We start from the raw sequence: 16,501 nt of genomic DNA on the forward strand, positions 1-16,501 counted from the left end.
TTTGACCACCCCCCCCGGTTTGGGTCTCCTTGAGTTACCATCCCGTCATGGACGGCTATTTCGGGTCCTACGTGCTCGTCGCCGCGCTGCTCGCCATCGGCGTCGCCATCGTGGCCGGCGCCCTGTTCGCCAACCGCCTGCTCCGCCCGTCCAGGCCCACCCCCGACAAGCTGACCACGTACGAGTGCGGGGTCGACCCGGTGGGCGAGGGCTGGGCGCAGTCCCAGGTCCGCTACTACGTCTTCACGTACCTCTACGTGGTGTTCGCGGTGGACGCCGTCTTCCTGTTCCCCTGGGCGACCGTCTTCGACGCCCCCGGCTACGGGCTGACCACGCTCGTCGAGATGTTCGTGTTCCTGGGATTCATCACCCTCGGCATCGTCTACGCGTGGCGCAAGCGCGTGCTCACCTGGACGTGAGGATGTGGCACGTCGCGAGCCATGTGTGCCATGTCCGCCTCTACCCCTGACCCCGGCCCAGTCCCAACGCCTGTTCAAGCCGGGGAAGATTCCTTTGCGTTCCCCCTGATCCGCGTAAGAATGGCGACATGGCAGCAACGGATCTCCCGATGCCCACAGTGGGGCCGATCTCCAGGTTGGCCCCCAAACCCATGCGCTTCGTGCTCAACTGGGGCAGGCGCTATTCGCTGTGGGTGTTCAACTTCGGGCTGGCCTGCTGCGCCATCGAGTTCATCGCGACGTCGGCGAGCCGCCACGACTTCATCCGCTTCGGCGTCATCCCGTTCGCGAACGGCCCCAGGCAGGCCGACCTCATGATCGTCTCCGGCACGGTCACCGACAAGATGGCCCCCGCCGTCAAGCGCCTCTACGAGCAGATGCCCGACCCGAAATACGTGATCTCGTTCGGAGCATGCTCCAACAGCGGAGGCCCCTACTGGGACTCCTACTGCGTGACCAACGGCGTCGACCAGATCATCCCCGTGGACATCTACGTCCCCGGCTGCCCGCCCAGGCCCGAGGCGCTCCTCTACGGCATCACCAAGCTCCAGGAGAAGATCGCCGGGGAAAAGCTCAGCGACCGCTACCTGCGGTCACGCGCCCACTCGTCGGAGGAGGCGTGAGCGCCCGCATCGCCGAACGGTTCGGCGGGCGCGCCGAGGTCACCGAGTCGTACGGCGACGTCACCGTCGACGTCGCCCCCGACGACTGGATCGAGCTGCTGACGTTCGTCCGCGACGAACTCGGCCACACCTTCTTCGACTGGCTGACCGGCGTCGACGACCCGCCGGACACGTTCCAGATCGTGGCCCACGTCTACAACCCCGACGCCCGCACCCGCCTGCTGCTGCGCACCCGAGTCCCGCGCGCCGACCCCCACCTGCCCAGCGCCGTCGACGTCTACAGGGGCGCCAACTGGCACGAGCGCGAGACGTACGAGATGTTCGGGGTGATCTTCGACGGTCACCCCCACCTGGTGCCGCTGCTGTTGCCCGACGGCTTCGAGGGCCACCCGCTGTGTAAGGACTTCGTCCTGGCCGCCCGCGTGGCCAAGGCGTGGCCCGGCGCCAAGGAACCCGGCGAGTCAGGGCACGGCGCCCCGAGCCGCCGCAAGACGCTTCCGCCAGGAGTTCCAGCCGGCTGGGGGCCGCCCGATGCTTGACGTGGTGCTGAGCTTCGCCGTCATCCTCATCGTGTTCCTGGTGCTGCCGCTGATCGTGGGGCAGACCGAGCACAAGGTCATGGCGCACATGCAGTCGCGGCTGGGGCCCATGTACGCGGGCGGCTTCCACGGCTGGGCGCAGCTCATCGCCGACGGGGTGAAGTTCGCGCAGAAGGAGGACGTCGTCCCGGCCGCGGCCGACCGCCGCATCTTCATGATCGCCCCGGGTGTGGCGCTCGTGCCGTATCTCCTCGTGCTGATCGCCATCCCTCTCGACCGCGGCCTCGTGGCCGTCGACCTCGACCTCGGCCTCTTCTTCGTGCTGGCCGTCATGGGCGTGGGCGTGCTGGGCGCGATCATGGCCGGGTGGGCCTCGGCCAACAAGTATTCCGTACTCGGCGGCATGCGCTCGGCGGCCCAGCTCATGGCGTACGAACTGCCCCTCGTGCTGGCGGCCTCGTCGGTGGCGATGGCTGCGGGCACGCTGTCGATCCCCGGCATCGTCGAGGCGTGGCAGTGGTGGTGGCTGCCGTGGCAGGCCATCGGCGGCGTCGTCTTCTTCGTGGCCGGGCTGGCGGAGCTGCGGCGCCCGCCGTTCGACATGCCGATCGCCGAGTCCGAGATCATCATGGGCCCGATGACGGAGTACACCGGCATGCGCTTCGCGCTGTTCATGCTCTCCGAATATGTCGGGATCGTGGTCCTGTCGTTCCTGACCACCGTCCTGTTCCTGGGCGGCTGGCACGGGCCGTTCCTGCCCGGCTGGTTGTGGACCCTGCTCAAGGTGTTCGCGCTGGCGTTCGTGGTGATCTGGCTACGGGTGACCTATCCGCGGCTGCGTGAGGACCAGTTGCAGAAGCTGGCCTGGGCCGGGCTGGTCCCGCTGGCGCTCGTGCAGCTGGCGCTCACCGGGGTCGTCAAGGTCCTCATCTGACGGAACGCCTCCCCTGGCCAGGCCGAGACACCTGCCCGGCCGGTCGATGCCGCGCCACAGGTGCTGAAGTGCTCGCACGCAGCACCATGACCTCTGGCCGGTCGCGCACCTATCCCCCGCGGCACTACGGTCGCCAGCCGGCCGTGCGCCGCGGGACGCGCCGATTGCCCTCCCCGAAAAGGGTGGGGGAAGCGTGGGGGTGGGGGCGGATCGAGCGTCAGTGAACGATGGCCAGCATCACGTCGGAGGCCGAGGGCCGTTCGTCCGGTCGCTTGTTGAGGCACGCGCCCACGATCCCTCGTATAGCGGGCGGTAGCGGCGACAGATCAGGCTGAATGGTGAGCACCCGGTTGAACACGGCAGGCACCGTGTCCTCTCCGAACGCGGGTCGGCCCGTGGCCGCGAAGATGATCGTCGATGCCCAGCTGAACACGTCGGAGGGCGGGCCCACGGTCTCTCCGGAGAGCTGCTCGGGCGACATGTAGGGCGGCGTGCCGACCATCTTCCCCGTCGTCATGGTCACCTGGTCGAGCGCCTTGGCGATGCCGAAGTCGATCACCCGGGGGCCGTCGTGCCCGATCAGCACGTTGCTCGGCTTGAAGTCGCGATGGACGATGCCCGCCTTGTGGATGGCCGCCAGTGCCCCGGCCGTGGCCAGCGCCAGCCGGGTCAGGCCGTCCTCGTCGCGCGGCCCATGCTTCTTGACCAGTTGCTCGAGCGACGGGCCCTCGACATATTCGCTGACGATGTAGGGGTGCTGGCCGGAGATGTTCACATCGAGCAGGCGGGCCGTGGAGAACGTCGCCACCCGCCGGGCCGCGTCCACCTCTCGCGCGAACCTTTTCCGCGCCACCTCGTCGACCAGGTCATGCAGCACTTTCACGGCCACCTGTGCCCCGTTGGGCGCCGCCGCCAGATAGACGGCCCCCTGCCCGCCCCGTCCGAGTTGCCGGAGCACCCGGTAGTGGCCGATCCACTCGGGCTGCCCCGGACGCGGCTGTTGCCGAAGGCTGGGGGAGGTGGTGCGCTTGTGCACGTCCACCGGCCGGTGCGGAGGAAGGGACGTCGCTCGGAGGCGGGAGCGCACCATCTGGGGCACGAGAATGCCCGAATGGATGACCCCTCCGCCCCAGCTGAGCAGCAGCCCGAGGGTGACCAGAACGGCCAGGGGCTCCGGGATGTCCTCGAAGTTGGCGTACGCGAGGGCCGAAATCGTGAACGAGCCGACACCGACGAGGTAGACGCACGCGGCGACGAAGTGCCAGACGTTTCGCAACCAGTAAGCCGCGAACCCGATGCAGAACGGGGTCGCCAGGCCGCAGGTGAACAGGGGCAGGCAGGCCCACAAGACGGCGGCCGCCCACCTCCCGCCACTGGGACGGACTGAATGGCTGTGCTGCATGGCGGAGAGACTATCGTTCAGCGACCGGTCATATCGGGCGAGTGCACAGGTTGTGGATAACCGCCACTCAGCCTGTGGATAGCTGTGGAAAAACTGGGGACAATGCTCTGGCTCATTCACCTGCGAGGCCAAGTGCGTCATGATGTTGAACATGGGGCGGATACCGGGAGTCGGACTGGCAAAAGGGCTGTCCATCACCCTTCGCCACATGCTGCGTAAATCGGTAACGCAGCAGTATCCCGAGGTCAAGCCCGCTCTGCCGCCGCGGAGCCGGGGTGTTATCGCCCTGGTTGAGGAGAACTGCACCTCCTGCATGCTCTGTGCCCGTGAATGTCCCGATTGGTGCATCTACATCGACTCGCACAAGGAGACGATCCCGGCACCCGAGGGCGGCCGCGCCCGCCAGCGCAACGTCCTCGACCGCTTCGCCATCGACTTCTCCCTGTGCATGTACTGCGGCATCTGCATCGAGGTGTGCCCGTTCGACGCCCTCTTCTGGTCGCCGGAGTTCGAGTACGCCGAGGGCGACATCCGCAACCTTCTCCACGAGAAGGACAAGCTAGCCGCCTGGACCCAGACCGTACCGCCGCCTCCTGCCCACGACCCCGGCGCCGAGCCACCGAAGGAACTCACGGCCGCCCCGCGCCGCCCTGCCGCCGACCGCGCCGCCCGCACCACACCGTCCGGCAGGCGGCCCACACCACCGAAGCCCGCGTCCGGCACCTCACCGTCCGGCGAGCCCCCCACCGCACCACAGCCCGCGTCCGGCACCGCTCCGTCTACCGGCTCGGAGCCCGCATCCGGCACTGCGCCAGAAGCCGGTACGCAGGGAACCGCCCAGGGTGGGCGCGCGACCGCTACGCCCGGCTCCAGAGCAGACTCTCCGGCGCCAGGAGCGGGCACAGCGCCCCCTGCGAGCGCAACGGACCCTGACGGCACAGCGCACCCCGCGAGCGCGACAGATCCTGACGGCACAGCGGATCCCGCGACCGCCCGACCGAAGCGCGCCGCCGGTGCACGCGAGCCCAGCGCCAGCACGCCAAAGCCTGAGAACGGAAGATCGTCCAGCACGTCAGAGCCTGAGAGCGGGCGGTCGTCCGGAACGTCAGCATCGGTGAGCGGAGCAACGCCCGGCACGACGGAACCGTCACGCGGAACCACGAAGCCGTCACGCGGCCCGTCCGAGCCCTCCGCCGGAGCCGCCGAGGAGAGGTCCACGTCCGGCACGCCTGAGCTGGCCACAGGCGCGCCCACGACAGGCCCTGCGGCACCGTCACGGCCCACAGGCGGTCGCGAGCGTCCACGCCGATCAATGGCCAACGTGCGGGCCATCCGCCCTCCTGGAGCTCTTCCGTCCCGTCCTCAGGGCGACGCTCCAGCCGAAAGCCCTGACCCGACGGACACCCGCACGCCAGAGACCGACCACGACACCTCCACGGACCCCGGCAAACCCACCACCGGCACCGCCGCAGGGGAAGACGCCGGCACAGACACCTCCATCGAGGAAGCGACGCCCACCGACACGTCCTTCAGCGGACCAGCGGCCCTCTCGCCCGGCCCTGAGGATTCCAAGCCTGAATCGGCGGAGGACACCGGACGCTCCGCAGACCGCTCTGAGAGACCTGCTCACTCTGAGGGGCCGGGAGGTCATTCTCAGGGACCTGCTCACTCCGAGGAGTCGGCAGCTCACCCCCAAAGATCGGCTCCCTCTCGGGGAGCGGCTTCATCCACAGGCCAGCCGTCCTCAGACAAGTTGTCCACAGCTTCGAGCCGGCCACCACCCGAGCCCGGCTCGCCGGAGCAAACTTCACCCGCGAGCCCCCGCAAGCGCAGGATGGCCGATCCACGGTCCATCCGTCCGCCAGGGCGGCTCGGTCCTGACGACACAGGGGAGTCCGAGGAGGAGTCGTGACCGAGGCGGTGCCCTCCTACCTGTCACCCACCGGGCAAGAGATCGTCTTCTTGCTGCTGGGCGCGGTAGCGGTTGGATCGGCGCTGCTCGTCGTCACGACCAGGCAACTCGTTCACGCCGCTCTCTGGCTGGTGGTCTGCTTCGGCGCGCTGGCCGGCGGCTATCTCGTGCTGACGGCGGAGTTCGTGGCCTGGGTCCAGGTCCTGATCTACGTCGGCGCGGTGGTCGTGCTGATGTTGTTCGGCATCATGCTCACCCGCGCTCCCATCGGCCCTTCCACGGATCTCGACGGCGGCAACCGGGTGGTCGCCGCCGTGGTGGCGGTGGCGACGGCGGCCCTCCTGGTCACCGTGGTGATCGACGGCTTCCGCACCGCCTACGCCCCGCTGCACCCGGGCAAGGGTGCCGCCAAAGAGCTCGGCGCCAGCGTGTTCGCCACCTGGGTGCTGCCTTTCGAGGCGTTGTCCGTGCTGCTGCTCGCCGCGCTGATCGGCGCGATCGTGCTGTCCCGCACCGACATAGCCGGCGGCCCACCCGCCGAGCCCGCGAGCGCACCGCCCCCCGGCCGGCCGGGAAACTCCTCCTCTCCGAGCAGCCCGGAAACCATTCACCCTGCGGCCCAGCCCGGCAGCGTCGAGTCCCCGACCCAACCCGGAGGCCTGCAGCCTGGGGCACGGTCCAGAGGCGGGCAGCCTCCGGTCCAGTCTGAGAACACTTCGCCGTCCGACCAGACCATGGGCAGCACACCACCCGAGCAGACCGGGGGTCACTAGTGCACATCGTCTACCCGGCGATCGTCTCCGCGCTCCTGTTCTCCGTGGGCGTCTACGGCGTGCTCGCCCGGCGCAACACGATTCTGGTGCTGATGTCGGTCGAGCTGATGCTCAACGCCGTCAACCTCAACCTGGTCGCGTTCGACGTGTGGCTGGGCGATCGCCTGCACAGCGGTCAGGTGCTCACCCTCTTCGTCATCGTCATCGCCGCGGCGGAGGTGGGCCTGGGCCTGGCCATCATCCTGGCGCTCTACCGCAACCGCCGCACCGTCGACATCGACCACCTCCGCGACCTCGCCGAGCCCACCGACGACCCCCGGGGCGTGCAGACCGTGCCGAGCATGCCCACCGCCGGTCCGCAGACCGCACCAGGTACGTCCACCGCCGGTCCGCGGACCGTACCGAGCGTGCGCACCGACGACGGGCTGCGGACTGCGCCACGCACGTCCATCGATCCGCTCACCGCGAACGACCCGCCCAGCCCGTTGGCTCCGGCGGAAACGCGCGCCGACCACCCCGGCCACGACGCCGAGCCCGGCACAGCACCACCGACCTCAGCCGACACCACCGCTCTCCGGTCCGACAGGACGGCCGACCCCGACGCGAACCGAGCAGACCAGAACCAGGACCGTGTCCAAGCCCGGAACCAGGACCAGGACCAGGATCAGGGCCCAGATCAGGACCAGGGCCCGGGCCAGGATGCCGGCGGTCGCGGGGGCGAGAAGCCCGTCAAGCGAGGGGGCCGGCGATGACGACATTCCCCCTGCTGGCCGTCCTTTTGCCGTTCCTCGCCGCCTTCGCGGGCCTGCTGCTCTCCCGCCTGCCCCACAGACGAGGGCCGGCGACCGAAGACCTCGCCCCGACATCAGGAGCCGGCACGGCCAGAGTGGCGAGCGTGCGGGCGAACACCAGGGCGGCCTGGATCGCCGTCCTGCCCACGGCCGCCTCCGCCGTCCTGGCCATCTGGCTGGCCTGGGGCCCGGGGTTCGCCTTCCTCAACGGCGAAGGCGCCACCACATCGCCGCCCACCGGCCAGACCTACGGCACGATCGTCACCGGCGGCGTGCCGATCTCGCTCACCCTGCAGGCCGACAACCTGTCGGGCATTCTCGGGGTCCTGGTGACCCTCGTCGCCCTGGCCGTACAGATCTACTCGGTCGGCTACCTCAGAGACGACCCGCGCTACCCCTCTTACAGCGCGTTCATCAGCCTGTTCACCAGCGCGATGTTGCTGGTCGTCTACGCGGGCGACCTCCTGGTCCTCTACGTGGGCTGGGAGATCATGGGCCTCTGCTCCTATCTGCTCATCGGCCACTGGTGGGAAGACCGCGGCAATTCGCGCGCGGCGGTCAAGGCGTTCCTCGTCACCCGCCTGGGCGACGTCGGCTTCCTCTTCGGCATCTTCGTGCTGGGCCTGGCCGCGGGCAGCTTCCGCGTCGCCGACGTGCTGGCGAAGGTGCCGGAGATGTCGCCGGCCACCCTGGTGACGGCCACGATGCTGCTGCTGGCCGGGGTGGCGGGCAAGAGCGCCCAGGTGCCGTTGCACACCTGGCTGCCCGACGCGATGGCCGGTCCGACGCCGATCAGCGCCCTCATCCACGCCGCGACCATGGTCGCCGCCGGGATCTTCATCGTGGCCCGGCTCTTCCCCGCGTTCCTGGCCGCCCGGCCCACGCTCGACGTGCTGGCCGTCATCGCCGCGCTGGGCATGCTGGGCGCCGCGCTGGCCGCGCTGGCGCAGGACGACCTGAAGCGTGTGCTCGCCTACTCCACGGTCAGCCAGCTCGCCTACATGGCCGGCGGGCTCGCCGCGGGTTCCGACACGTCGGCCGTCTTCCACCTGGTGACGCACGGGGCGTTCAAGGCGCTGCTGTTCCTCTGTGCGGGCGTGGTCATCCACCACGTCGGCTCCAACCTGATGTCCCAGATGGGCGGCCTGCGCCGGGAGTTGCCGGTCACGTTCGCGGCGACGACGATCGGGTTCGCCGCGCTGATGGGCCTCCCGCCGGCCAGCGGTTTCTTCAGCAAGGACGGCCTCCTCGTGGCGATGGACGGCGCGCTCACGACCGGGGGCCTCACCGACGCGGCCGCCCTGCTCCTGTACGCCTGCGCGCTCGCGACCGTGGCCGTCACCGGCGCGTACGCCACCAGGGCCTGGCTACGTACGTTCTTCGGCGAGGCGTCACCCGCGGCGCTCCCCGAGCCCGAGCCCGGCACCGCCCACGTCGTGGACGGCAGGGAGGCCCCGCGCTCGATGCTCGTGCCCGTCGCCCTGCTCGCCCTTCCTGCCCTGCTGCTGGGCTTCGCCGTCGAGCCGCACCTCGCCCTGGGCGTGGCGGCAACCAGCGTCGTGCTCGCTCTGCTCGGCGCGGGGGTGGTCTACGCGTTCTGGCGCATTGATCCCGGCGCCGACCCGGCCCGCCTGCTGGGGCCGTTCCGGCTGCCGTGCGAGCGGGCGTTCTACGTGGACGGCCTCTACGCCGCGCTCTTCGTACGCCCGGCCATGGCGCTGGCCAGGCTCGTGGTCAGCATGGACGACCGGGTCGTGGACGGCGCGGTGCGCGGGTCGGGCAGGTCGGCGCGTGGCCTGTCGGGAGCGCTGAGATTCGTCCAGAACGGCAACGTGCAGCTCTACGTGAGCGGGCTGCTGGCCGGTGTCCTGCTGATCGTGGTCGGGGCGGTGGTGTTCACATGATGGGCTGGCTTCCCGTCGCGCTGCTGGCCGTGCCGCTGCTCGGCGCGCTCCTGCTGCTCCTTGCGCCGCACGCGCTCCGTCCCCATCTGCGCGCGTACGGGTTGGCCCTGTCCGGCGTCACGCTGGCGCTGGCCGTGTTGCTGGTGGCGGCGTTCGACTACGGCCAGGCCGGGCGCCCGCAGTTCGAGGTCGACCGGCCGTGGATCGCCGGGCTGGGGCTCCGCTTCCACCTTGGCGTCGACGGGATCTCGCTGCCGCTGGTCGCGCTGACGGCCCTGCTGACGTTCCTGTGCTTCGTCTACCTCTGCTGGGGCCGAGCGCGGGCCGGCGAGCAGCTCATGAGGGCGCGGCCGAGAGCGCTCGTGTTCACGCTGCTCGTGCTCGAAGTCGGCATGATCGGCACGTTCCTCGCCCTCGACCTGCTGCTCTTCTTCGTGTTCTTCGAGGTCGTGCTCATCCCGATGTACTTCCTGATCGGCATCTGGGGCGGCGAGGGGCGCAGGGCGGCGTCGGTCAAGTTCATCCTGTACACCCTGCTCGGCTCGGTCGTGATGCTGCTCGGCCTGCTGCTCGTGTGGGCGCAGACCGGCACGCTCGACATCGAGGCGCTGGCCGCGGCCCACGGTGCCGGCATGGCGAGATCCGTGCAGATCTTGGCGTTCGTGGCGATCGGGGTGGGCCTGGCGGTCAAAACGCCCATGTGGCCGCTGCACACCTGGCTGCCCGACGCCCACACCGAGGCTCCCACCGTGGGCTCCGTGCTGCTCGCCGGGGTGCTGCTCAAGATGGGCACGTACGGCTTCGCCAGGATCGCCATCCCCATCCTCCCCGAGGGAGCCGCGGCCGTGGCGCCGTGGCTCGGCGCGCTCGCCGTCGTCGGCATCGTCTACGGCGCCCTGGCCTGCCTGGCGCAGCGCGACCTCAAACGCATGATCGCCTACTCCTCCGTCGGCCACATGGGCTTCGTCCTGCTGGGCTTCGCCACGCTGACCCCCGTGGGCATCAACGGCGCCCTCTTCGCCAACGTCGCCCACGGCCTGATCACCGGCCTGCTGTTCTTCCTGGCCGGGGCGGTCAAAGACCGCTACCACACCGCCGACATGCCGTCGATGGGCGGCGGCATGCTGGCCACGTTGCCGCGGCTGGGTTCGGTGCTCACGTTCGCGTCGATCGCCTCGCTCGGGCTGCCGGGCCTGGCGGGGTTCTGGGGGGAGATGCTGGCGCTGTTCGGGGCCTTCCAGCCGGCGGACGGCCTGCCGCGCCCGCTGTTCCTCACTTACATGGTGATCGGCGGCCTGGGGGCGGTGCTGACGGCGGCGTACTTCCTGGTCATGTTGTCCCGCGTCACCCACGGCCGTCCCCCGCGCCCCGCGCGCCCGGCGGCGCGGGCCCTCCAGGGCGTGGGCGGTCCGTCACCGGGCGCGGGAGCCCTGGACGCACCGGACACGGGCGACACAGGCGTCCCGGATGGCGATGCCCATGACAGCCCTGACGAGCGCCCGGTAGCGCCGCTCGACGCCGGCGACCAGCCACTCGAGATCAGCGACCAGCCGGTCGACGCCGGCGGCCGGCCGGGCCACATCGGTCACCGGCAGGACGACAGCGGCGATCAACCGGACGACATCCGCACCCACGAGCTGCTGGCGTGGACGCCGCTCGTGGTGCTGATCCTGCTCTTCGGGCTCTGGCCGGGCCTCCTGCTGTCGCTCATCACCCCCGCCGTGCAGATCCTGCTGGGAGGCGCCTCGTGATCCAGCAGATCGACTATTTCGTCATCGCGCCCCCGCTGGTGCTCGCGCTGGCGGCCGGCCTGGTGCTGCTGCTCGACGCGTTCCTCCCGGCCCGCCCGCGCACGAGAGGCGTGCTGGGGCTCGTCACGCTGGCGGGCGTGCTGGTCTCCCTGGGTTTCGTGGTCGCCCAGGCGGCGGTGGGCGGCACGCCGCGGCCGACGTTCTGCGTCCCGCCGAGCCTCGCGGACCCGGCGACGGCGCAGTGCTCCTTCGTGGCCGACCGGTTCACGCTGGTGTTCGCGGGCATGGTGCTGGTCGCGGCCGTGGTCGTCGTGCTGTTGTCGATGACCGAACTGGCCGGCGGCGGCATCCCGGTGGGCGAGTGGTATTTCCTGCTGCTGTGCACGTTCGCCGGCGCGGTCATCCTGCCGGCTTCCCGCGACCTGATCATGCTCGTGGTGGCGCTGGAGCTGGTGTCGCTCCCGGTCTTCGCCCTCACCGCGCTCAAACGTTACGACGGCCGCTCCTCCGAGGCCGCGGTGAAGTTGTTCGTCGTGTCGGTGGTGTCGACCGCCGTCATGTTGTTCGGCGTCTCCCTGCTGTACGGCATCGCGGGCACCGTCTTCCTGTCCCGCCTGGAGGCGATCTTCAGCGGCCAGGTCCAGGCGCCCGGCGTGACGCTCGTTCAGGGCGAGCTGCCCGCGGTCGGCACGGTCGGCGTCGTGCTCGTCGTGGCGGGATTCGCGTTCAAGATCGCCGCCGTGCCGTTCCACTCCTGGGCTGCGGACGTCTACCAGGGCGCGCCCGTGCCCGTGGCCGCGCTGCTCTCGGTCATCTCCAAGGCGGCCGGGTTCGCGGGCCTGATCCTCGTGCTGGTGGCCGCGCTGTCCGGGCAGGCCGCCACGTGGGTCCCGCTCATCGCCATCCTCGCCGCGCTGACCATGACCGCGGGCAACCTGCTCGCCCTGCGCCAGCGCTCGGCCGTACGCCTGCTGGCCTGGTCGTCGGTGGCGCAGTCCGGCTACATCCTGGCCCCGCTCGCCGTGACGGTCACCGCCGACGGCGCCACCGCGATCGGCGCGTCCATGGCCTACCTCGTGATCTACGCCGCGATGAACCTGGGCGCGTTCGCGGTCGTCATGCTCGTCTCGAAGACCACCACCCGCAACGAGCTCGACGACTACCGCGGGCTGGTGTTCCGCCGTCCCGCCGCCGGGCTCGCGCTGGCGTTCTGCCTGATCTGCCTGGCGGGGCTCCCGCCGGGGCTGGCCGGGCTCTTCGCGAAGGTGTTCGTCTTCCGGGAGCTCGTCGAGGGCGGCTCCGGCTGGCTGGCGCTGGTCATGGCGGTCAACACCGTGATCGGCCTCTACTACTACGCCGTCTGGACGGCGCGCCTGTTCGCCTCCGCCCCGGAACCGGAACCCGCGCCGGAGCCCGCGCCGCGGCGCACGTTCCCGGCGACCTTGCCGGCCATCGGGATCGCCGTGGCCGTCGCCGTGCTGTTCTCGCTCGCACCGCAGCTGGTTCTCGACGTTACCGCTCTGTCCGCGTTCGGTTGACGCGCGATGGCACGCAGGTGAAAGGTCGCGCTCTGCCTTCAGCTGAGCACACCGGGGAACGAAGAACCGGGTCATCATCGTTGGACTGAGGTGAACCCAGGCACGAAAGGGGGAGCCTTGCACCACAACGGTCTGCGCACCGCCGTTCTGCTCGGCGGATTGTCGGCGTTCATTGTGGCGGTGGGCGCGTGGTTGGGCGGCGGCACCGGTGTACAGATGGCGCTGGTGCTGGCCCTGGCGGCCAACGGCGTCGCCTACTTCTTCTCCGACCGCATCGCCCTGTCGGCCATGCGCGCCCGGCCGGTCGGCGAGGTCGAGCACCCCACGCTCTACCGGATCGTGCGCGAGCTGTCGACACAGGCCAGGCAGCCGATGCCGCGCCTGTACATCTCGCCGACCGTGCAGCCCAACGCGTTCGCGACGGGAAGGAGCCCGCGCAAGGCCGCGGTGTGCGTGACGTACGGACTGACCCAGCTGCTCGACGAGGCCGAGCTGCGCGGTGTGATCGGGCACGAGCTGTCACACGTGTACAACCGCGACATCCTCGTCTCCTCGGTGGCCGGCGCGCTGGCCACGATGATCACCTGGCTCAGCTATGTGGCCGTGTTCTTCGGCGGGTCAGATGACGACGAAGGGCCAGGTTTCGTCGGCGCGCTGCTGATGATGGTGCTCGGGCCGGTCGCGGCCGGGATGGTGCAGATGGCGATCTCTCGTTCCAGGGAGTTCCAGGCCGACGAGTCGGGCGCCCGGCTCACGGGCGACCCGCTCGCGCTGGCCTCGGCGCTCCGCAAGATCGAGCTCGGCGCCCGCCGCCTCCCACTTCCAGAGAACAGCCGCCTCACCTCGGCCTCCCACATGATGATCGCCAACCCGTTCAGCGGTTCCGGCTTCGGCCGCATGTTCTCCACCCACCCGCCCACCTCCGAGCGAGTCGCCCGACTTGAGCGCATGGCCGGATATCGTCGTTGACGATGGGCCGATTTCCACGCTTGAGCAAGGCAGAGCGCAAACTCTGGAACGCCTTCCCCACGGGCCGGCTCGTCGAGCTGGGCCCGTTCGAGATAGGCGCCGACCGCACGGCAGGGGCGAACGCGCCCACCGACGGCCACACCTGGGGACCTGACCGTACGATCAGGGCCGAAGTGATCACCCGGCTGCTGCTCGGCGCCCGTGACGACGGCGGGGGCGCCGCGCCGGCCTTACGCCTGCGCGGTGCCAGGATCACCGGCCGGCTGTCGATCGTCGGCGGCACGATCCCGTACGAACTCGTCCTGAGCGGCTGCCATCTGGACGAATCCATCCAGCTCACCGGCTCGGCCACCCGCACCATACGCCTGACCGACTGCCGTTTCCCGGGCCTCAGCGGCGGCGGCATGCGGGTCGCAGGCCACCTCAGCCTCTCGGGCTCCCACGTCACCGGCACCGTCCGCGTGAGCCGGGCCCAGTTCGAGAGCGGCCTGTGGCTGGGCGGCACCAAGGTGGTGTCCGACGACGGCGAGTGGGCACTCTACGCGAACTCCATTGTCGTCGACTCCGGCATGTACATGCGCAACGCCGACCTCGCCGGCGGGGTCGGCCTGGTCGGTTCCCGCCTGAACGGGGGGTTCTTCCTCGACGGCGCCACCCTCCGCAATCCCGGCAAGGACGCCCTGACCGCCGACAACATGGTCGTCGAAGACAGCATGCGCTGCACCGGCGGATTCCAGGCATCCGGCTGCGTACGATTACGCGGCGCCCGCATCAACGGCACGCTCGCGTTCGGCGGCATCATCAGGAGCCCCGACACCCGCTACGCACTCCACGCGAGCAACATGGAGGTTCGCGAGCTGGCACTCACGCCGTCGGAGCCCATCGACGGCGTCGTCACGCTCGCCCACACCACGGTCGGCACCCTGCACGACAACCCCGACACCTGGCCGGACAAACTCCGCCTCAACGGCCTCACGTACGACCGTCTGCGCGGTTCGGGCGTGGCCCGGCGCATCGAGTGGGTCACGCGCGATCCGGAGGGGTTCCGGCCGCAGCCGTACGAGCAACTGGCCGCCTGGTACCTCAGCGACGGCAACGACGCGCTCGCCCGCCGCGCCCAGCTCGCCAAGCTGCGCGCCAGGCGGCAGACGCAGGGGCTGGGCGGCCGGATCTGGGGGCGGCTGCTCGACACCGCCGTCGGGTACGGCTACCGGCCGTGGCTGGCCGGCATGTGGTTCACGCTCCTGCTGGCGGTCGGAACGGTCGTCTTCGCACTCAACCCGCCGAGAGCCCTCAAACCCGCCGAGAGCCCCGACTTCAACGCGTTCGCCTACAGCTTCGACCTGTTGCTCCCGATCCCGGCGTTCGGGCAACGGGAGATGTTCGACCCGGCGGGCTGGACGCAGTGGCTCGCGTACGGGCTGATCGTCTGCGGCTGGATCCTGGCGACGGCGCTGATCGCGGGCGCTACGCGCGTCCTTCGCCCGCAGTGATCTTCTGCAGGATCTCCGCGAGATTCTTCGGGAAGAAGACCTCGCGGGTGCCCTCGAGCTCCGCCACGCTCCACCACCGGTAGGCAGTCGTCGTGTCCTTCTCGATCTGCTCCATGTGCTCGAACGACACCGCCGCGTCGGATCCGACCCTGATCGCGAAGAAGGTCTGATCCTGAGTGATGGCGTAGTCGGACCACTCGAACTCGATCACGCTGGATTCGTACGGCCCGGTGAACTCCCTCACATCCGCCCGGATCCCGACCTCCTCGAACAACTCCCGCGCCGCCGCCTCCTGCAAGGTCTCGCCGCCCTCGGCGGCGCCGCCGATCGTGAACCAGAACGGCTGATCCGGGCGAACAGGATCGAAACCGTGAAGCAGGAGAACCCGGTCGTGATCATCAATGGGCAGGGCACGTGCCGTAAAGCGGCGCAGGGGGATCTTCGTCACGGCAACCGAGCATATGCGGGCCGGACCCGGGGCACAGGAGGGGCCACGCCGCCCTCGTACGAGAACGCCGCGCCCAGCCATGTGCCCCGGGTAGCCCCTCAGCCACCTCCAGAGCCGTCACGGTTCCACGCCCGCGAACTAGCGGTAGTTCACGAACTGCAGGGCGATGTCCAGGTCCTTGCCCTTGAGCAGCGCGATGACGTCCTGGAGGTCATCCTTCTTCTTCGAACTGACCCGAAGCTCCTCGCCCTGAATCTGCGCCTTGACCCCCTTGGGCCCCTCATCGCGGATCATCTTCGAGATCTTCTTAGCGTTCTCCTGGTCGATGCCCTCCTTCAGGGCGACCAGCATGCGGTATTCCTTGCCCGACAGCTTGGGCTCGCCCGCATCGAGAATCTTCAGCGACAGCCCCCGCTTGACCACCTTCTCCTTGAACACGTCGAGTGCGGCGTTGGCCCGCTCCTCGCTGTTCGCCTTGACCTCGATGTTCTCCTGCCCGGACCAGCTGATGGCCGCCCCGGTGCCCTTGAAGTCGAAGCGGTGCCCGAGCTCCTTGACCGTCTGGTTCAGAGCGTTGTCGACCTCCTGCCGGTCGATCTTGCTGACGATGTCGAACGACGAATCAGCCAAAACACCCATCCTCTCACCTGCGACAGCACTCTCCGGATCCCGCCGGTACGGCGTACGCCAAGGCGCGGACCCAGCGCACGAGCCTAGCCAGCATCGGCCCGCCGTGCAGGACCCCAACCCGTTGCTCCCCCACCACACACTTCACCCCGTTTTCCACGGAGGCCCGTGCGACCCGCTTCCACGAAGGTCCGTGTGGCGTTCCCGCGGAGGTCGATACGGCCGCGGAGGTCGATACGGCGTTTCCACGGAGGTTGACGCGGCCCGTTTCAACGGAGCTCCATGCGACCCGCGCCCGTGACGCCTTCTAGCTCTCCCGAGAGCGTCAGCGTTCCCCAC

14 protein-coding genes and 1 pseudogene are annotated in these 16,501 nt (G+C 69.7%); 12 read left to right on the plus strand and 3 right to left on the minus strand.

The annotated features are described in order from the left end of the window. Positions 1 to 47: 47 nt before the first annotated feature. From E1294_RS08795 to nuoH, 4 genes are all read left to right on the plus strand, one after another. Complete coding sequence (locus E1294_RS08795; protein WP_132506657.1) at positions 48 to 419, plus strand: NADH-quinone oxidoreductase subunit A; 372 nt, start codon at positions 48 to 50, stop codon at positions 417 to 419. A 128-nt stretch (positions 420 to 547) separates the two neighbouring features. Then, complete coding sequence (locus tag E1294_RS08800) at positions 548 to 1,081, plus strand: NADH-quinone oxidoreductase subunit B (protein ID WP_132506659.1); 534 nt, start codon at positions 548 to 550, stop codon at positions 1,079 to 1,081. Continuing rightward, the gene (locus E1294_RS08805) at positions 1,078 to 1,620 is read left to right on the plus strand and encodes an NADH-quinone oxidoreductase subunit C (RefSeq protein WP_132506661.1); all 543 of its coding nucleotides are present in this window, start codon (positions 1,078 to 1,080) and stop codon (positions 1,618 to 1,620) included. The genes E1294_RS08800 and E1294_RS08805 overlap by 4 nt, the downstream gene beginning before the upstream one ends. Next, positions 1,613 to 2,554, plus strand: coding sequence for an NADH-quinone oxidoreductase subunit NuoH (gene nuoH, locus E1294_RS08810; RefSeq protein ID WP_132506663.1), 942 nt, complete (start codon positions 1,613 to 1,615; stop codon positions 2,552 to 2,554). Before E1294_RS08805 ends, nuoH begins: the two co-directional genes overlap by 8 nt. A 217-nt stretch (positions 2,555 to 2,771) precedes the next feature. Here nuoH and E1294_RS08815 read toward each other — a convergent pair whose 3' ends face one another. Continuing rightward, entirely contained in the window at positions 2,772 to 3,956 is a 1,185-nt protein-coding gene (locus E1294_RS08815; protein ID WP_165977181.1) for a serine/threonine-protein kinase, read from the minus strand. A gap of 313 nt (positions 3,957 to 4,269) precedes the next feature. Here E1294_RS08815 and E1294_RS55595 point away from each other — a divergent pair, with 313 nt between their 5' ends. From E1294_RS55595 to E1294_RS08865, 8 genes and pseudogenes are all read left to right on the plus strand, one after another. Then, complete coding sequence (locus E1294_RS55595) at positions 4,270 to 5,868, plus strand: 4Fe-4S binding protein (RefSeq protein ID WP_342775030.1); 1,599 nt, start codon at positions 4,270 to 4,272, stop codon at positions 5,866 to 5,868. Next, positions 5,865 to 6,641: an NADH-quinone oxidoreductase subunit J family protein gene (locus tag E1294_RS08830; RefSeq protein ID WP_246082890.1), complete on the plus strand. Its 777-nt coding sequence runs from the start codon at positions 5,865 to 5,867 to the stop codon at positions 6,639 to 6,641. The genes E1294_RS55595 and E1294_RS08830 overlap by 4 nt, the downstream gene beginning before the upstream one ends. After that, positions 6,641 to 6,922: pseudogene (nuoK, locus tag E1294_RS57705) on the plus strand (NADH-quinone oxidoreductase subunit NuoK); the annotation flags it as partial. The gene E1294_RS08830 and the pseudogene nuoK, both read left to right, overlap by 1 nt. A gap of 467 nt (positions 6,923 to 7,389) precedes the next feature. Next, positions 7,390 to 9,336: an NADH-quinone oxidoreductase subunit 5 family protein gene (locus tag E1294_RS08845; RefSeq protein WP_132506667.1), complete on the plus strand. Its 1,947-nt coding sequence runs from the start codon at positions 7,390 to 7,392 to the stop codon at positions 9,334 to 9,336. Continuing rightward, positions 9,336 to 11,087 carry a complex I subunit 4 family protein gene (locus E1294_RS08850; protein ID WP_132506765.1) on the plus strand — a complete coding sequence of 584 codons (1,752 nt, stop codon included), beginning with the start codon at positions 9,336 to 9,338 and terminating at the stop codon, positions 11,085 to 11,087. Before E1294_RS08845 ends, E1294_RS08850 begins: the two co-directional genes overlap by 1 nt. After that, positions 11,084 to 12,625: an NADH-quinone oxidoreductase subunit N gene (locus tag E1294_RS08855; protein WP_132506669.1), complete on the plus strand. Its 1,542-nt coding sequence runs from the start codon at positions 11,084 to 11,086 to the stop codon at positions 12,623 to 12,625. Before E1294_RS08850 ends, E1294_RS08855 begins: the two co-directional genes overlap by 4 nt. Positions 12,626 to 12,742: 117 nt before the next feature. Beyond that, positions 12,743 to 13,594, plus strand: a complete 852-nt coding sequence (gene htpX / locus E1294_RS08860; RefSeq protein ID WP_132506671.1) for a zinc metalloprotease HtpX — start codon at positions 12,743 to 12,745, stop codon at positions 13,592 to 13,594. 20 nt (positions 13,595 to 13,614) lie between these two features. Then, positions 13,615 to 15,087 carry a hypothetical protein gene (locus E1294_RS08865; protein ID WP_246082891.1) on the plus strand — a complete coding sequence of 491 codons (1,473 nt, stop codon included), beginning with the start codon at positions 13,615 to 13,617 and terminating at the stop codon, positions 15,085 to 15,087. Here the strand turns inward: E1294_RS08865 and E1294_RS08870 are convergent. Both E1294_RS08870 and E1294_RS08875 read right to left on the minus strand, forming a co-directional pair. Beyond that, entirely contained in the window at positions 15,062 to 15,535 is a 474-nt protein-coding gene (locus tag E1294_RS08870) for an NUDIX hydrolase (RefSeq protein ID WP_165977182.1), read from the minus strand. The genes E1294_RS08865 and E1294_RS08870 overlap by 26 nt on opposite strands. Before the next feature lie 138 nt (positions 15,536 to 15,673). After that, positions 15,674 to 16,165, minus strand: coding sequence for a YajQ family cyclic di-GMP-binding protein (locus E1294_RS08875; RefSeq protein WP_132506677.1), 492 nt, complete (start codon positions 16,163 to 16,165; stop codon positions 15,674 to 15,676). Between the last annotated feature and the right edge of the window lie 336 nt (positions 16,166 to 16,501).

It is taken from the genome of Nonomuraea diastatica (genome assembly GCF_004349015.1).
Classification (GTDB): Bacteria; Actinomycetota; Actinomycetes; order Streptosporangiales; family Streptosporangiaceae; genus Nonomuraea; species Nonomuraea diastatica.

Excerpts from the sequence above, each read along its gene's own strand:
- E1294_RS08795 (WP_132506657.1), top strand. The coding sequence starts at position 48 with ATGGACGGCTATTTCGGGTCCTACGTGCTCGTCGCCGCGCTGCTCGCC.
- E1294_RS08800 (WP_132506659.1), top strand. The coding sequence starts at position 548 with ATGGCAGCAACGGATCTCCCGATGCCCACAGTGGGGCCGATCTCCAGG.
- nuoH (WP_132506663.1), top strand. The coding sequence starts at position 1,613 with ATGCTTGACGTGGTGCTGAGCTTCGCCGTCATCCTCATCGTGTTCCTG.
- E1294_RS08815 (WP_165977181.1), bottom strand. The coding sequence starts at position 3,956 with ATGCAGCACAGCCATTCAGTCCGTCCCAGTGGCGGGAGGTGGGCGGCC.
- E1294_RS55595 (WP_342775030.1), top strand. The coding sequence starts at position 4,270 with ATGCTCTGTGCCCGTGAATGTCCCGATTGGTGCATCTACATCGACTCG.
- E1294_RS08845 (WP_132506667.1), top strand. The coding sequence starts at position 7,390 with ATGACGACATTCCCCCTGCTGGCCGTCCTTTTGCCGTTCCTCGCCGCC.
- E1294_RS08850 (WP_132506765.1), top strand. The coding sequence starts at position 9,336 with ATGGGCTGGCTTCCCGTCGCGCTGCTGGCCGTGCCGCTGCTCGGCGCG.